15 protein-coding genes are annotated in these 15,928 nt (G+C 63.0%); 14 read left to right on the top strand and 1 reads right to left on the bottom strand.

The annotated features are described in order from the left end of the window. The first annotated feature begins 153 nt into the window (after positions 1 to 153). The 3 genes from FJ434_RS13685 (at position 154) to FJ434_RS13675 (ending at position 2,564) form a co-directional block, all read left to right on the top strand. Positions 154 to 1,401 (top strand): aconitase X, encoded by a 1,248-nt coding sequence (locus FJ434_RS13685; RefSeq protein ID WP_140747741.1) that lies wholly within the window; start codon positions 154 to 156, stop codon positions 1,399 to 1,401. Continuing rightward, on the top strand, positions 1,398 to 1,838 hold the full coding sequence (locus FJ434_RS13680) for a DUF126 domain-containing protein (protein ID WP_140502271.1): 441 nt from the start codon (positions 1,398 to 1,400) through the stop codon (positions 1,836 to 1,838). The genes FJ434_RS13685 and FJ434_RS13680 overlap by 4 nt, the downstream gene beginning before the upstream one ends. 162 nt (positions 1,839 to 2,000) lie before the next feature. Further along, on the top strand, positions 2,001 to 2,564 hold the full coding sequence (locus tag FJ434_RS13675) for a hypothetical protein (RefSeq protein WP_246678284.1): 564 nt from the start codon (positions 2,001 to 2,003) through the stop codon (positions 2,562 to 2,564). 54 nt (positions 2,565 to 2,618) lie between these two features. Here FJ434_RS13675 and FJ434_RS13670 read toward each other — a convergent pair whose 3' ends face one another. Further along, positions 2,619 to 3,647, bottom strand: coding sequence for a LacI family DNA-binding transcriptional regulator (locus FJ434_RS13670; protein WP_140747738.1), 1,029 nt, complete (start codon positions 3,645 to 3,647; stop codon positions 2,619 to 2,621). A gap of 355 nt (positions 3,648 to 4,002) precedes the next feature. Here FJ434_RS13670 and FJ434_RS13665 point away from each other — a divergent pair, with 355 nt between their 5' ends. The 11 genes from FJ434_RS13665 (at position 4,003) to FJ434_RS13615 (ending at position 15,854) form a co-directional block, all read left to right on the top strand. Next, positions 4,003 to 5,616, top strand: a complete 1,614-nt coding sequence (locus tag FJ434_RS13665) for an extracellular solute-binding protein (RefSeq protein ID WP_140747736.1) — start codon at positions 4,003 to 4,005, stop codon at positions 5,614 to 5,616. 81 nt (positions 5,617 to 5,697) lie between these two features. After that, a complete protein-coding gene (locus FJ434_RS13660) occupies positions 5,698 to 6,558 on the top strand; it encodes a carbohydrate ABC transporter permease (protein ID WP_140502275.1) in 861 nt (286 codons plus the stop codon). After that, positions 6,555 to 7,514, top strand: coding sequence for a sugar ABC transporter permease (locus FJ434_RS13655; RefSeq protein ID WP_140747734.1), 960 nt, complete (start codon positions 6,555 to 6,557; stop codon positions 7,512 to 7,514). The genes FJ434_RS13660 and FJ434_RS13655 overlap by 4 nt, the downstream gene beginning before the upstream one ends. Next, positions 7,511 to 8,602, top strand: coding sequence for an ABC transporter ATP-binding protein (locus FJ434_RS13650; protein ID WP_140502278.1), 1,092 nt, complete (start codon positions 7,511 to 7,513; stop codon positions 8,600 to 8,602). Before FJ434_RS13655 ends, FJ434_RS13650 begins: the two co-directional genes overlap by 4 nt. A gap of 3 nt (positions 8,603 to 8,605) precedes the next feature. Continuing rightward, positions 8,606 to 9,676 carry an ABC transporter ATP-binding protein gene (locus tag FJ434_RS13645; protein WP_140502279.1) on the top strand — a complete coding sequence of 357 codons (1,071 nt, stop codon included), beginning with the start codon at positions 8,606 to 8,608 and terminating at the stop codon, positions 9,674 to 9,676. A gap of 34 nt (positions 9,677 to 9,710) precedes the next feature. Next, on the top strand, positions 9,711 to 10,808 hold the full coding sequence (locus tag FJ434_RS13640; RefSeq protein ID WP_140747732.1) for a Gfo/Idh/MocA family oxidoreductase: 1,098 nt from the start codon (positions 9,711 to 9,713) through the stop codon (positions 10,806 to 10,808). Between the two features lie 90 nt (positions 10,809 to 10,898). Further along, on the top strand, positions 10,899 to 11,813 hold the full coding sequence (locus FJ434_RS13635; protein ID WP_140502282.1) for a sugar phosphate isomerase/epimerase: 915 nt from the start codon (positions 10,899 to 10,901) through the stop codon (positions 11,811 to 11,813). A gap of 56 nt (positions 11,814 to 11,869) precedes the next feature. After that, positions 11,870 to 12,814, top strand: a complete 945-nt coding sequence (locus tag FJ434_RS13630) for a substrate-binding domain-containing protein (protein ID WP_140747729.1) — start codon at positions 11,870 to 11,872, stop codon at positions 12,812 to 12,814. Between the two features lie 58 nt (positions 12,815 to 12,872). Continuing rightward, the gene (locus FJ434_RS13625; protein ID WP_246678283.1) at positions 12,873 to 13,877 is read left to right on the top strand and encodes an ABC transporter permease; all 1,005 of its coding nucleotides are present in this window, start codon (positions 12,873 to 12,875) and stop codon (positions 13,875 to 13,877) included. A 2-nt stretch (positions 13,878 to 13,879) separates the two neighbouring features. Continuing rightward, entirely contained in the window at positions 13,880 to 14,662 is a 783-nt protein-coding gene (locus FJ434_RS13620; protein WP_140747723.1) for an ATP-binding cassette domain-containing protein, read from the top strand. Between the two features lie 10 nt (positions 14,663 to 14,672). After that, positions 14,673 to 15,854 (top strand): aldose 1-epimerase family protein, encoded by a 1,182-nt coding sequence (locus tag FJ434_RS13615; protein WP_140747721.1) that lies wholly within the window; start codon positions 14,673 to 14,675, stop codon positions 15,852 to 15,854. Positions 15,855 to 15,928: the final 74 nt, after the last annotated feature.

Here is a 15,928-nt window from a genome sequence, read left to right as displayed (position 1 = left end):
CTTCGCTGGACTGCCTTCCCAAAGAATCTCTTCTCAGACCAATTTCAACTCCCAAAACGCCATATGCGATTCCCCTGCCCTCGTGGGGGAGATGCCCGGCAGGCAGAGGGGGGCGCTGTCCCGCCAAAGGTTGGTAGAGTCCGGAGCACACCGATGACTTTGGAACTGAGTGCGCTGGACAAATCCATGCTCGGCAGTGAGCAAGGCCCTTCCGTCGTCGCCGCCATGAAGATCCTCATCGCCTTTTCCAAAGCCATCGGCGCCGGCAGCCTGCTCGACATCACCGGTGCCCATATCGATGGCTGCCTCTACCACGGCAAGGCAGGACTCGATTTCGTCGAACGGCTGGTCGAGGGCGGCGGCCGTGTGCGTGTCCCGACGACGCTGAATGTCGGCTCGTTCGACCTTATCCATCCCGGCATGGTGAAGATGACCGTCGCGGAAGAAGTGCCGGCGCGGCGGTTGATGAAGGCGCATCTGGAGCTTGGCTGCCAGGCGACCTTCACCTGCGCGCCTTATCAGACCCGCTTCCGGCCTGAATTCGGCCAGCAGATCGCCTGGGGGGAATCCAACGCCATTGTCTTTGCCAATTCGGTGATCGGCGCGCGCACCAATCGCTATGGCGATTTCATCGATCTGTGCTGCGCCATGACCGGGCGCGCACCGGCCTGGGGCCTGCATCTGAGCGAGAACCGGCGCGGCCGTGTCCTGTTCGAACTCGACGCCGGTTCAGAGCCGAGCGACAGTCTGTTTGTCGGCGTCGGACTAATTATCGGGCAAGCCTGTGGCGACCGCGTTCCGGTGATCGCGGGCCTGCCGAAGCCGCGTGACGAGGATCAGCTGAAAGCGCTTGGTGCCGCGGCGGCAACAACTGGCGCGGTGGCGCTGTTCCATGCCGTTGGCATCACGCCGGAGGCCGGAACCGTCGACGAGGCCTTTCAAGGCACGGTGCCCGAGGAGATTGTCCACATCAACCGTGCCGACATCGACCATGCGTTGTCCAGGCTGTCGATGGTGCCCGATGGCGCGCCGCTCCGCGCCGTGTCGCTGGGCACGCCGCATTTCTCGCATGACGAATGGATGCGCTTGCTGCCGCTGCTGCGTGCGGTCGCGCCTGACAGGGGCATTCCGATCTATGTCAATACGGGCCGCGCGACGCTGAGCCGGCTGCGGGAGGAAGGGTCGCTCGACGGCATGGAGGCGTTCGGCCTGATCCCGGTCGCCGACACCTGCACCTACGTCACCTCGATCCTCGAGCGGCTCGACGGCGTGGTGATGACCAATTCCGGCAAATGGGCGCATTACGCGCCGGGCAATATCGGTGTGACCGTCGCCTTCGCCGATATGAAGGACTGCATCCAGTCCGCCGCAGCCGGCCATGTCGTGCGGGGTGTGTCATGACGCAGCCGATTGAAGTGAAGGTGGTTGAAAGAGCAGGGACATTCCAGCTGACCGGCGCCGCCGAGGGGGAGGCTTTGGTGTTTTCGCAGCCGCTCAGCTTCTGGGGCGGCATCGATGCCGAGACCGGCAATATCGTAGATCGTTCGCATCCGGGCCTTGGCCAGAATGTCGCTGGCAGGGTCCTCATCATGCCAAGCGGTCGGGGATCGTCATCCTCATCCTCGGTCTTGGCCGAGGCGATCCGCAGAGGCACGGCGCCCGCGGGTATTTTGTTGGAGCGGCCGGACCCGATCCTGGCCGTCGGCGCCATCGTCGCCGAGTTCCTCTACGGGATCAGCATGCCGCTGGTGGTCTGCGGGGTTGCGGAGATCGTTTCCGGTGATCGGATCTTCATCGGTGTTGGTGAGGATGGTGGAGCGATCATTCGCAAGGTCTAGGAACCTGCATTCCCGATGAAGGTTGGCGCGAACGTTGCGGGTGAAAGTCGCCGCTTCGAGAGCCGTTTTTCCTTCCCAAATCTCATTTCTTCCAAGACCGCCTTCTCTCGAATACTTGCCGGCTTGGCCCGAAACATTGGCACGATATTCTAAGCTGCCCGGTTGACCGTAAATGTCCAGGTATCGAGGCGCTGGCGGCTCGGCCTGTGCAAGCCGGCCGCGAAGGTGGCAATCACCTTCTATTCCTCGGTGTTCTTTCTCCTCGTCAATACGATCGACGCCATTGTCGAGACGGATTCGACGGCGGCCAAGCTGGTCGATACCGGCGAGGCCCGCGTCCTTTTCGACACCGGCACACATCCGGAATGGAACGTGCCCGACGTCATATCCGTCAACGGCGCCTTCGCCGCCAATCATCCCGACCTCGTCAAGCGGCTGCTGAAAGTCGATATCGAGATTTCACGATGGGCCGACGCTCATCCCGACGAGACGATCAAAAACCTTGTGGAGGCGACCAAGTCGTCGGAAAAATCCGTACGCAAGACCTATGCCGGTGGGGTGTTTCACCAGGATCCAAAACTCACCGACGACGCGATCGAAGCTCTGAAGGGCGAGGAAAAATTCATGGCAAGTGCCGGGCTTTTGAAAGGCTCGATCGACTACGGCAAATGGGTCGACAAAAGCTTTGTCAATGCCGCGGAGGCGGAAGTCGCTGTCGTTCAGTAGACCGAAGCGTCGAGCCGCGCGGCGCCCTAAAATAGGCCCGCTCGTCTGGATCGGTCAAATCTCCGGGATGTTCTCCTTGAAGATTACCTGCAGCCTCGGCTGGTGCAGCTCATAGGTTTGGCCCCTGACCGCATGGGTCAGGATGTTGAGCGCCTCGCGGGCCTCGACGCGCGGATTCTGGTCGATGACCGCGTCGAGCGTGCCGTCGAGCAGCAGTTCCTTGGTGCCGTCCGTCGCCTCGTGGCCGAGGAAAACCATGGATTGCGCACGGCCGCGCTCCTTGAGCGCGCGCGCGATGCCGGTGTTGCCGGCGCCGACATTGTAGATCGCGGCAAGGTCGGGATGCCGTTCCAGAAGGGCCGACGCCTCCGAATAGGCTTTTTCGCGATCATCGAGCATTTCGCGCATCTCGACGATCTCGAGATTGGGCGATTCCTCTGTCAATATGTGCCGGAAGCCCATCTCTCGTTCCTCATGGCCGCGATAGGAGAGCGAGCCGGCGAACAGCGCCACCTTGCCGGGGCGCCCAGAACCCATGAAACGGTTGAGCAGATAGCCGGCCAGCCGCCCGGCGGCGCGGTTGTCGATGCCGATATAGGCGACCCTCGGCACATGCAGAATGTCTGAGGCGATGGTCACCACCTTGACGTCGTTGGCCGACAGCGAGCGGATCGCTTCACGCACCGTCGGATGGTCGAGTGCGATGACGCCGACGCCTTGCGTCTGGCCGCGCAGATCCTGCAGCAGGCGGGCGAGCCGGTCGGGATTGAAGCCCTCTATGGTGGCGATATGGACGTCGAGATCGGGGCGCGCCAGGGCCTGCGCCTCGATGTGGTGGTGCAGCATCTTGATGAAGGAATTGGTGCCCGCCGGCAGCGCGAAGTCGAGCCGGATGATCTCGCCGGGCATGGGTCGCAGCGACGCTCCGTTTGGGCTCTCGGCGATGTAGCCGAGGCGCTGCGCCATTTCGAGCACGACCTCGCGCGTGCGAGCCCGCACGCCGGGGCGGTTGTTGAGCACGCGGTCAACGGTGGCGGCGGAGACGCCGGCTTCCCGGGCTATGTCAGTCAGGGTGGAACGCACCGTCTTTCATCTCCTAATGCATCAAGATCAAGCAATGCCGGCTGCAGGCCTGATGACGTCAGCCCTCGTTATCCGCGATTCTGATGGGAAATGATGTATCCGGCCTTAGCCGATGCGCAAGCCATTGGGCTAAAATCGAGTCGCCCGGTACGATCATGCAGGGAAAGGAAACACATTTCCCATCAGATCGAGGCATCTGGAGAGGTATAGGAATCCCGGTATGGTGCATTTCCCTGCTTCGTTGCCATGTTGTGAGGTATTTTGATTATTTATGATGTTGACAGCCTTCCGATAGTGCCGTCAATATCCCTCATGGGCTCGTGGAGGAAACATTGGGCCTGAGGGAGGAATTCCAATGTCTGATCTGATCCGCATCTCGCGGCGCCGGTTGCTGGCGTCCGGAGGAAAGGCGGCGGTATTCGTAGCCGCTGCAGGTATTGCACCCCAATTCATCCGTCCCGGCCGCGCTTATGCTGCCGATGCCCTGGCGCCCGGCATGATCGGTGGGCCGACCGGCTTCGACGGCGCCGAGCGCTACCAGTATGGCGCCAACACGCCTGAGGGTCGCGCCGTCGAGGCCGCCAAGGCGCTGAAGGGCGCCGGCAAGGCGCCGGCCAAGATCGTGCTTGGCCTGTCGGACGGCTCGATCGGCCAGCTCACCCAGCCTTTCCCTGCCGGCGCGCCGTCGATCAAGGAGCTCTGGGAAAAGGAAACCGGCATCCCGATCGAGATCGTCGGCCTGCCGAATGGTCAGGAATTCACCAAGACCATGCAGGACATCTCCACCAAGGGTGGGGCCTACGATATCTATTCGACCGAGTGGAACCGCCTTGGCGATCTCGCCGAGACCGGCGGCATCGCCAAGCTCGACGATTTCGTCGCCCAGTACAAGCCCGAATGGGACGATCCCAAGACAGGCTATGTCGACGGTGCCAAGGGCGTGTCGCTGCTCAACAAATATCGCGGCTCGAACTATGGCGTGTCGCTGGACGGCGACTTCCAGACCTGGGTCTACCGCACCGATCTGTTCGGCGACGAAGCCGAGAAGAAGGCCTTCAAGGACAGATACGGCTATGATCTGGCGCCGCCGAAAACCTGGAAGCAGCACGGCGATATCGCTGCCTTCTTCCAGCGCCCGGACAAGGGCCTGTTCGGATCCACCGACCTGCGCAACCAGGGCTGGGGCTACACCAACTGGTACCAGCGCTATGTCTCGATGGCCTCGCCCAACCAGTTCCTGTTCGGCGACGACGGCAAGCCGCTGATCAATTCCGAACATGGCATCGCCGCCACCAACGAATATGTTGAATCGCTTGCCCATCATTCGCCGGACGCCATTTCATGGGGCTGGCCCGAGCAATACGGCAATTTCGCCAAGGGCGGCACGGCGATGACCTGCGCCTTCTCCAACCTGCCGAAATTCCTCGACAATGCCGGCAACAAGGACTCCAAGGTCACCGGCAAGATCGGCTCGATGCTGCCGCCCGGCCGCGAGATCGACGGCAAGCTGATCAGCCGCTCCGTGCTCTGGTTCTCACTGACCGGCATGGTCTCGTCGCAGTCGAAAAACCAGGAAGTCGCCTATCTCCTGCTGCAATGGCTGGGTTCGGCCCGCATCTATGCCTGGATGAGCGCCAACCCCGGCGGCTATCTCGATCCGTTCCGGCTTTCGGACTTTTCCGATCCGCTGGTGCGCCAGACCTATCATGCATACCACATGGACGTGGTGCGCGAGACGGTCGCCCGCACGGTACCAACCATCAACTATCCCGGCGCCACCGCCTTCCACAACGCGCTGGATGAAAACCTCATGGCCTCGCTGACCAAAGCCAAGACGTCGGAGCAGGCGATGGCCGACACGGAAGCCGAGTGGAAGAAGATCGCGCGGCGCATCGGCGAAGACAAATTGCTCGAAGCCATCAGGACCAACAAGGAGGCTTGGCCGACCGTTCTCGATCCGATCAGCTGATCCGTCTCCCTGGATCAGAGACGGAGGGGAGGGGCGAAAGTTCTTCCCCTCCGCAACCGACGCCACCAGCAAAGCAGCCAGATGAAGCGTTCCGTCCCCTTCGAGATATTCCGCTACGCCGCGATCCTCGCGGCGATGGCTGTTACGCTGGTGCCCATCTTGTGGATGGTCTCCATGGCCTTCAAGCCGATCGCCGAATGGTCGGCGACCGGTGCCGACCTGACATGGTGGCCGAAGAACCCGACGCTCAGCAACTTCCAGTTCGTATTCGGCGAGTCCACCAACAATCTGATCGTCGCGCTCGACCGCACCGCGCTGAAGCCGATCCTGTCGTCGCTTCTGTCGGCGGTGTTCGGCACCGCGATCGCCATGTCAGCCGGCACCACCGCCGCCTACGGCCTGTCGCGCTTCGGCTCCGGCCAGAACCTGCCGTTGGCGCTGATTCAGCTCAGGCTGTTTCCGCCGATGGCCGTGATGATCCCTGTCATGATCATGTGGGCATTCCTCAACTTCACCGACAGCTGGTGGGGGCTAGCGCTGATCTACGGCATCGTCACCTTGCCGTTCGCCTTTTGGCTGATGAAGACCTTCTTCGACGACATGCCGCGCGAGATCGAGGAGGCCGCCCTTGTCGAGGGCTGCTCGCGGCTGCGCGTCTTCACCCGCATCACGCTGCCGATGATGCGCGCGCCGCTGGCGAGCGCTGCCCTCTTCGTCTTCATCCTCAACTGGTCGGACTATCTGATCGCGTTGCTGCTCACGACGCGCGAATGGGTGACGATCCCGGTCTACATGGCCTCGCTGTCGTCCTCGATGACCGGCCAGCTCTACGGCGCCAAGGCGGCGCTTGGGCTCGTTGCCGCCGTGCCGCCGGTCATCATGGGCATCGCCATCCAGCGCCATCTGGTGCGCGGGCTGACTTTCGGAGCGCTCAAGCAATGAGCGCCGTGACCGTAACGATTTCGGAGGACGAGATGAGCGCCGCGCGCGGCAGGCCAGCCCTGCGCGACGAGGGCATGCGGTTGGGCTTTCGGCTGACCTTGCCGGCGCAGATCCTGGTGCTGTTCATCTCGGCCTTTCCGCTCTTGATGCAGCTCTACATCAGCGTCACCGACTGGTCGCCGCTTTCGGGCCTCGGCTGGTGGAACGCCTGGGAGATGTGGAACAGTTTTGCCAACTACACCGATCTCGCCGCCGACGCACGGTTCTGGAGCGCGCTGAAGCGCACGGCCATTGTCATGATCGTCTGCGTGCCGGCGGAATTCCTGTTGGGCCTCGCGCTGGCGACGCTGTTCGCCGACGATTTTCCCGGCAAGCGCATCTTCTATTCGATCCTGCTGATGCCGATGATGGTGGTGCCGGCGGTGGCCGGCTATATGTTCTTCATGCTGTTCCAGTCGGGCGGCCCGGTGAACGACATCCTGTCGGTCATATCCGGCACACGCGTCACCATCGCCTGGCTGTCGGACCCGACCCTGGCGCTCATCGCGGTGATGATCGCCGACATCTGGCAGTGGACGCCGCTGATGTTTTTGATCCTGCTTGCCGGCCTGGTCGGCGTGCCGGAGGACCAGATCAAGGCGGCGACCTTGCTCGGCGCCAATCCCTGGCAGCGCTTTATCACCATCGTGCTGCCGAAAATGAAGACGATCATCATCATCGCGCTGGCGATAAGAGTGATCGAGAACTTCAAGATCTTCGACACACTCTACATCATGACCGGCGGCGGGCCCGGTGTCGCCACCGAGACGATCTCCGTCTACATCTACAAGGTCACCACGCAGGACCTGATCTGGGGCTATGTGGCGGCGATCGCGCTGGCCATTCTGGTCGTGCTCTCCATCGTTGCCGTGTTCGCCATGAAGCGCATGGCGCGGGCAAGGCAGGTGCCGGCATGAGCACGATCCAGCTCAAGCACCTCACCAAGACATTCGGCAACTTCGCGGCGCTGAAGACGATGGACCTCGACATCGCAGACGGCGAGTTCATGGCGCTGCTCGGGCCGTCCGGCTGCGGCAAGTCGACGACGATGAACATGATCGCCGGCATGGAGGAGCCGACCAGCGGCAAGATCCTGTTTGGCGAACGCGACATGGCCGGCGTGCCGATGGGCCGGCGCGGCGTTGGCTTCGTGTTCCAGAACTATGCCATCTTCACCCACATGACAGTGCGCCAGAACCTTGCCTACGGGCCGAGGATGCGCGGTGCAGCCAAGGCCGAGATCGACCGCCGCGTCGGCGCGATCGCCGAGCTGCTGCAACTGACGCCGCTGCTCGACCGCAGGGCCGACCGGCTCTCGGTCAACATATTGCAGCGCGTGGCGATCGGCCGGTCGGCGATCATGGAGCCGGCGATCTTCCTGCTCGACGAGCCGCTGTCCAATGTCGACGCGGCCTTCCGCGCGGTCATGCGCACCGAGCTGAAACAGCTGCAGCGCCAGTTCAGGCAGACGATGGTCTACGTCACCCACGACCAGCTCGAAGCCATGACCATGGCCGACCGCATCGCCGTGATGGACCACGGCGTGCTGCAGCAGGTCGGCACGCCGCTCGAGGTCTACAACAATCCGGCCAATGTCTTCGTCGCCCGTTTCATCGGCGCGCCGGGCATGAACCTGCTCAAGGGCAGACCGGCGGAGAGTGACCGGGGTCTGGTCGTCGATCTCGGGCCTCTGGGTGTCACACCGCCGCTGCCGGACGAGCTGGCGACCAGCTTGCGCGGCGCACGCGGCGAGGTTCTCTACGGCTTCCGGCCGGAAGAGGTGACCCTGGCGCAAGACGGGCGCGGGCTGGCCATGCATGTCACCTTCGTCGAGCGCATCGGCGCGCGCACCATCGTTCATCTCGGCCAGGGCGAGGGCGCCGTGAAAGCGGTGTTCGACAATGATGTCGGGTTGTCGATCGGGCAAACCGCAGTCGTCGCGCCCACGGCGTCATCGGTGCGCGTCTTCGACGCCGCCAGCGGCGTAGCGATGAGGGCGGGCTGAACCATGGCCGACATCGTCTTCCGCAATGTCACCAAACGCTACGGCACGACGCTTGCCGTCGATGACGCCTCGTTCACCGTCAACGACAACGAGTTCTTCTGCTTCTTCGGGCCGCCGCTGTCGGGCAAGTCGACAATCCTGCGCCTGGTGCTCGGGCTGGAAACGCCGGATGCCGGCGAAATCCTCATCGGCGGCAAGCCGGTCAACGCGGTGTCGCCGGCCGAGCGCAACGTCGCCATGGTGTTCCAGAACCTGGCGCTGTTCCCGCATATGAGCGCGCTCGACAATGTCCGCTTCCCGCTGGTCGAGCGCCGGGTCGCCGAGCTCGATATCAAGAAACGCGTCGCTGACGTCGCGGCCAAGCTGCATATCAGCCATATCCTGCACAAGCCGCCGGCGCAGCTTTCGGGCGGCGAGCGGCAGCGCGTGGCGATCGCGCGTGCGCTGGTGCGCGATCCCAATGCCTATCTGATGGACGATCCGATCTCGGCGCTCGACGCAAGGTTGCGCGAGGAAACGCGCGTCGAGCTGAAGCGCATCCAGCGCGAGCTCGGCAAGACGCTGATCTATGTCACCCACGACCAGGAAGAGGCGATGTCGATCGCCGACCGCATCGCCATACTGGACAATGGCCGTATCAGGCAGATCGGCGCGCCGGCCGAGATCTATGACCGCCCGGCCAGCACTTATGTGGCGCGGCTGCTCGGTTCGCCTGTCATGAATATCCTTAAATCCGTTCGCGGCGAGGGCAGTGTCGAGGCCGCCGAAGGTGCGCTCAGCATCGCTGACCGCGCGGCGCCGGCCGACGCCGTTGAGATCGGGCTGAGGCCGGAGGATATCAAGGTCAAACCTTGGAGCGGCAATGAGAAGGCGAGCTCGGGTCGCCCGGCGCGGGTGTTCGAGGTCGAGCCGCTTGGCGGCTACACCGTGGTGACGCTCGCCGCCGGGCAGGCGCGGCTGAAGGCCTTGCTGCGCGGCCAGTCTGACATCAGGCCTGACGCGATGGTGGCAATATCCTGCGAGCCGGCACGGGTGCATTATTTCGGACAGGGCGGAGGCGCGTTGGCAAGATGAATGCGGCGCGAGGACAGGATTTCGGGAGGAAGGCATGACAGACAAGGGCTTCGAGCCGGATGTGAAGGTCCGCACGAAGGAATACCGGATCGGCTGCGTCGGCGCCGGCATGATCATGGCCGAGTGCCATTTGGCTGCCTACAAGGAGGCGGGATTCCTGGTGGTGGCGATCGCCTCGCGCACCAAGGCGAATGCGCAAAAGGTCGCCGACCGTTGGAACATCCCGACGGTCCACGACACACCGGAACAGCTGATCGAGGATGCAAACGTCGACATCATCGACCTCGCCTTTCCGCCCGACCAGCAGCCGGCGCTGATCCGCCATGCGCTGAAGCAGAGCCACATCAAGGGGATCCTGGCACAGAAGCCTCTGGCGCTGTCGGTCGAGGAAGCCGTCAGGCTGCGCGACGAGGCGGCGAAGGCCGGCAAGATCCTCTCGGTCAACCAGAACATGCGCTACGACCAGTCGATGCGCGTGTTGAAGCAGATCATCGAGAGCGGCGCGCTCGGCGACATCGTCTTCGCGCAGATCGACATGCATGCCATCCCGCACTGGCAGACCTTCCTTCAGGGCTATGGCCGGCTGACACTCGCCAATATGAGCGTGCATCACCTCGACGTGCTGCGCTTCCTGTTCGGCGATCCCGACGAGATCACGACGCTGACGCGCAAGGATCCGCGAACGACATTCGACCATTCCGACGGCATCACCGTCTCGACCCTGCGCTTCCCGTCCGGCGTGCTCGCCGTATCGCTGGAGGACGTATGGTCGGGTCCGCGCCAGGACGGCTACAAGGACGATCAGCACATCAACTGGCGGGTCGACGGCACCAAGGGCGTTGCCAAGGGCACGATCGGCTGGCCGACGGGTGCTGCCTCGACACTGACTTACGCCTCGGCCGACACGACCGGCGGCGAATGGATCAGCCCAAGCTGGGAGACGATGTGGTTCCCGCATGCCTTCATCGGCGTGATGGAGCAGTTGCAGCACGCCGTGAAGACCGGCACGCCGCCGGCGCTAACCGTCGCCGACAACGTCAAGACCATGGCGCTGGTCGAGGCGGGCTACCGCTCGATCGCGTCGGGCCGCACCGTCAAGCTCTCCGAAATCTCGACCAACTCAATCAGCTGAAATCACTGGCAGCTGAAATCACCGGCAGCTGAAATCACCGGCAGCTGAAATCACTGGCAACTGAATCGCTTACTGGGAGGAATTCACATCATGATGCAGGCAGGCATTTTCACGGGCTATTTCCCGTACGGTCTCGAAGAGACGGCGAAGAAAATCCGCGGGCTCGGTTTCAACACGGTGCAGCTCGACCTGCATTTCAGGGATGTCGACCTGTCGGCCGGCCAGATCACCAAGGACAAGGCCAAGAAGGTGCGCGACGTCTTCCGCGACCACAACCTGCCGGTCTGCTGCGTGTCGGGCTACACCAACATCATTCATCCCGACAAGGCCGAACGCGAGAAGCGCGTCGGTTATCTCAAGGAGATCATCCGCAATGCGCGCGCGTTTGGCTCGCCTTACGTGATTTCGGAAACCGGCACCTACAACACGGAATCCGACTGGGTGCATCACCCCAAGAACAAGACCGAGGAAGGGTTCGAGGAGTGCCGCAAGGTGATCGCGGACCTCGCCCAGACGGCCTATGACCACGGTGCGGTGTTCCTGCTCGAAACCTATGTCAACAACGTCGTCGGCTCGGTCGAGGAGACGGTGAAGATGTTCGCGCAGGTCGACCATCCCGGCCTCGGCCTTCTAATGGACCCGACCAATTATTTCGAGACCCACAACATCGACCGGATGGATCAGATCCTGAACCAGGTGTTCGACACGCTGACCGACAAGATCAAGATCGCGCACGCCAAGGACGTCAAGCGCTCGGGCGACGACAAGTCGGAGAAGCATGCCGACATCGGCGACGCCGACGCGATGGAAAGCCACACCTTCCGCGGCGTTGGCGAGATCGAACTGCCGGCGCCCGGCCTCGGTTCGCTGAACTACGACCTCTATCTCCAGCGGCTGGCCGAGAAGCATCCGAACATCCCTGTGATCATCGAGCATCTGTCGGAGGACGACGTACCGCGCGCCAAGACATTCCTTGACGGAAAATTCCGCGCCAACGGTCTGTGATGGCCGGCCGCGCCGCCCGATGCACGGCGGAGCGGCTTCAAACAAGGGAGGAAAGAATGTTGAAATTCGCATTGAAATTGGCGGCCGCCGCGACAGTGCTCGCCGGCGTTGCCCTTGGCACGGCGGCGCAGGCGCAGGACGGCCAGAAGACCTTCTATCTCTTGTCGCATGGCGGTCCGTCGGATGCGTTCTGGATCGACTGGAACGCCGGCGCGACCAAGGCCTGCGACCAACTCAAGGTGACCTGCAAGATCTCCTTCAGCGGCGGCGACATGGCGGCGCAAAAGGAGGCCTTCAACTCGGCGCTTGCCGCCAAGCCCGACGGCATCGCCACGACGTCGGCGCAGCCCGGCCTTTGGACCGAAGAGGTGAAAGCGGCAAAGGCGGCCGGCATCCCGATCGTGTTCTTCAACACCGACGATCCAGCGACAGGACGCCAGGCCTATGTCGGGGCCGACCTAAGGGAAGCCGGCGTCACCTGGGCCAAATATCTGGTGGACCAAAAGATGGTGAAGCAGGGCGACAAGGTCTTCCTGCCGGTCGAGGTTCCCGGCGCCAGCTACCAGCAACTCGAGACCGAGGGCATCGCCAGTGTTTTCGATCCGTTGGGGATCAAATATGACGTGGTTGACTGCGGCACCGATCCGGCTGGCATCATCGCCAAGATGACCGACTACATGGTCGCCAACAATCCGCCGGCGATCATCGCGCTCGGCGATTCCGTGGCGGCCAGCGTCAAGCGCGTCTTCGATGGCGCCGGTGTGCCGGCAGGCAAGATCCCGGTCGTCGGCTGGGGCAATTCCAAGGAGACGGCGCAGGCCGTCAAGGACGGCTTCGTCAACGCCGCCGCCTGGCAGTACCCGTCGGCGCAAGGTTTCATGCCGGTGGCGCTGCTCGGGCTTGCCGCCTCTGGCGAGCCGATCGGCTACGACGTCCACACTTTCGGTCTCTACGATGCCTCCAGCGTCGAGCCGATCCTGAAACTCTACGACAAGAAATGAGAAAACCAGCGCCCGCTGCCAAGGCGGCGGGCGTCTTTCAAGCATGGTCCAAGCAGTCATGACAATTGCCGCAGAAGACGACGCGCCGAGAGTGAAGGGCAGATCGCGCCTGATGCGCTCGCCGCAATTCTCCTCCTTCGTCATCCTCATCATTTTGCTGGCGGTGTTCGCTGCCGCCGACGCCAATTTCCTGTCGCCGCTCAACATCTCCAACATGATGGCATTCCTGCCCGAGCTCGGGATCATCGCGCTCGGCATGACACTGCTTTTGACGGCAGGCGAATTCGATCTTTCGGTAGGCGCCGTGTTTGGACTGGCGCCAGTGGTGGTGATGCTGCTGGTGCAGAATGGCGGCGTGGATATAGGTGTCGCGCTTCTGGCCGGACTAGTGCTGTGCATCTCGATCGGCGCGATCAACGGGCTGATCGTCACCAAGATCGGCATTTCCTCCTTCCTGGTGACGCTGTCGATGCTGCTCGTCGTGCGCGGGGCAGCACTCTACATCACGCAAGGCTTTCCGCTGAAATCCTGGGACCAGCCGGGCTTCTTCGTGACGCTGCTCGCCGGCAGCTTCAACATCGGTTCGTTCCGCTTCTATACCTCGCTGTGGTGGTTCATCGGCCTGTCGCTGTTTGCCATCTACATCCTGCGTTACGCCAAGCTCGGCAACTGGATCAGCGCCATCGGTTCTAATCGCAACGCGGCGGTGGCGCGCGGCGTTCCCGCCGACACCGTGAAGATCTGGCTGTTCATCGCGACCTCGGTGCTGGCCGGCCTTGCCGGCATGATCAGCGCCTTCCGCATCTCGGCCGCCTCGCCGGTGGCCGGCACCGGCTATGAGCTGGAGGTGATCGCTATGGTGGTGGTCGGCGGCACGGCGCTGACCGGCGGACGCGGCACGATCCTCGGCACAATCGTCGGCGCGCTGATGCTGCGTGCCATCCGAAACGGCATCGTGCTGATTGGCGTGCCGGGGCTCGCCTACAACATCTTCGTCGGCCTTATCATCCTCGCCATGCTCATCCTGCACGCTTTGCTGCAGAAGAACGCCGCAAGGGGCTGACGATGATGCAAGAAGTACTTCGGCTGCAGAACCTGCAAAAGTCCTTCGGTAGCGTGCGGGCGCTGAAGAATGCCTCGCTGACACTGCGGGAAGGCGAGGTGGTGGCGCTGCTTGGCGACAATGGCGCGGGCAAATCGACGCTGATCAAGGCGATCTCGGGCGTGTTCCCTGTCGACCGGGGCGATATCTTTGTGCGTGGCGAGAAGGTCTCGATCCGCTCGACGCGCGATGCGATGGATCTCGGCATCGAGACCATCCACCAGGACACGTCGCTGGCGCCGGACCTCAGCATCGCGCGCAATCTTTTCCTCGGCCGCGAGCCGGTCAATTTCGGTTGGCTCGGCGTGTTCGCGCCGCTCGATCTTGCAAAGTTGCGCAAGGCCGCTTCCGAATTGCTGAAACGCGTTGGCATTTCCAAAAAGCTCGACGCCGACGCGCTGGTCTCGACGTTGTCGGGCGGCGAGCGGCAGTCGATCGCCATCTCGCGCGCCATGCAGTTTGCCGCCAAGGTCATCATCCTCGACGAGCCGACCAACAATCTCGGTGTCGAGGAAACCCACGGCGTGCTGCGTTTCGTCAAGGAGGTGCGCGACGCCGGCCATTCGGTGCTGCTCATCACCCACAACATCCACCATGTCTTCCAGGTCGCCGACCGCATCGTCGTCATGCGGCGGGGCGAGATCGTCGCCGAACAGACGGTCGCCGACACCGATCTTCTGACCGTGGAGAGCATCATCACCGGCGCCGACATGTCGGCCTTGCTCAGGGAGGCGAGGGCAAAGTGAAGGGCGTCGCATGGTAGAGCTTTACGGCAAGACGCTGTCGCGCCGGCAAGTGGCCGAGCGATCAGGCATGCTGTCGCAATTCGCCGGCGTGCGGCTGATGACGCTCGGCGACGGTGTGGAGCGCGGCATCCGCATGCTCGAATTCCGCACCGGCTCGGGCCTGCGCTTCACCGCGCTGGTCGACCGGGCGCTCGACATCGCCGATTGCGACTATAGGGGGCAGGCGATCGGCTGGCATTCGCCGAGCGGTTTTCGCAATCCCGGCCTGCATGAGTATGAAGGGGAAGGGGGGTTGGCCTGGGCGCGCTCTTTCTCCGGCCTGCTGGTCACCTGTGGCCTCGATCATATTCTGGCCCGCGAAGACGTGCCGGCCGACAGCTACAACTACCCGGGCAAGAAGACGGTGCTCCATTCGCTGCATGGCCGTGTCGGTACGATCCCGGCGCGGCTCACCGGCTATGGCGAGCGTTGGGACGGCGACCGCTGCGTGCTGTGGGCCGAAGGCCTCGTCCAGCAGTCGGCGGTGTTCGGCGAGGATCTGCATCTCGTCCGGCGCATCGAGGCCGATGTCGGCGGCAACGAAATGCGGCTTTCCGACCGTGTCGTCAATCACGGCTTCAACCGCACGCCGCATATGTATTTCTACCACGTCAATGTCAGCCATCCCTTGCTGGATGAGGGCTCCCGCTATCTGGCACCGATCCGCGACGTCGTCTGGGCCGGCCATGCCGGCGAGCGCTACGAGGCGCAGAGGGTCGGCTATCGCACGGTGCCGGCGCCGCAACCAAGCTTCAGCGAACAGGTCTGGCAGCATGAGATGGCTGCCGATGCCCATGGCGAGGTGCCGGTGGCCGTCGTCAACGACCGTATTGGGCTCGGTCTCGAACTGGTGACGCGCAAGGACCAGTTGCCGTGTGCCTATCAGTGGCAGAATTTCCAGGCCGGGCAGTACGCGTTGGGCATAGAGCCATCGACCCACCACGTGCTCGGTGATCTCGCCGCCCGCGAGCGCGGCGAGATGATCTGGCTGGAGCATGGCGAAAACCGAGCGTACGACGCGGTGTTCCGGGTTCTCGATGGCGCCGGTGAGATCGCAGCGGTCGAAGCCAGGATCGCGGCTATCGCCCGACAGCCCGCGCAGGATTATCCTCAGCCTTCCGGAAACTTTCCAAGACTGGCCGGCAGGACATGAGTGCGACATTTATCCAAAGCAAGTCCTCCGGCCGGCGGACCGGATTGCCAGCGGTGCGCGACGGTTGGAGGTCA

Source organism: Mesorhizobium sp. B2-5-13 (genome assembly GCF_006440535.1).
Taxonomy (GTDB): Bacteria; Pseudomonadota; Alphaproteobacteria; order Rhizobiales; family Rhizobiaceae; genus Mesorhizobium; species Mesorhizobium salmacidum.
The sequence above is the reverse complement of the archived record's forward strand: the minus strand, read 5'-3'. Positions and strand labels throughout refer to the sequence as shown.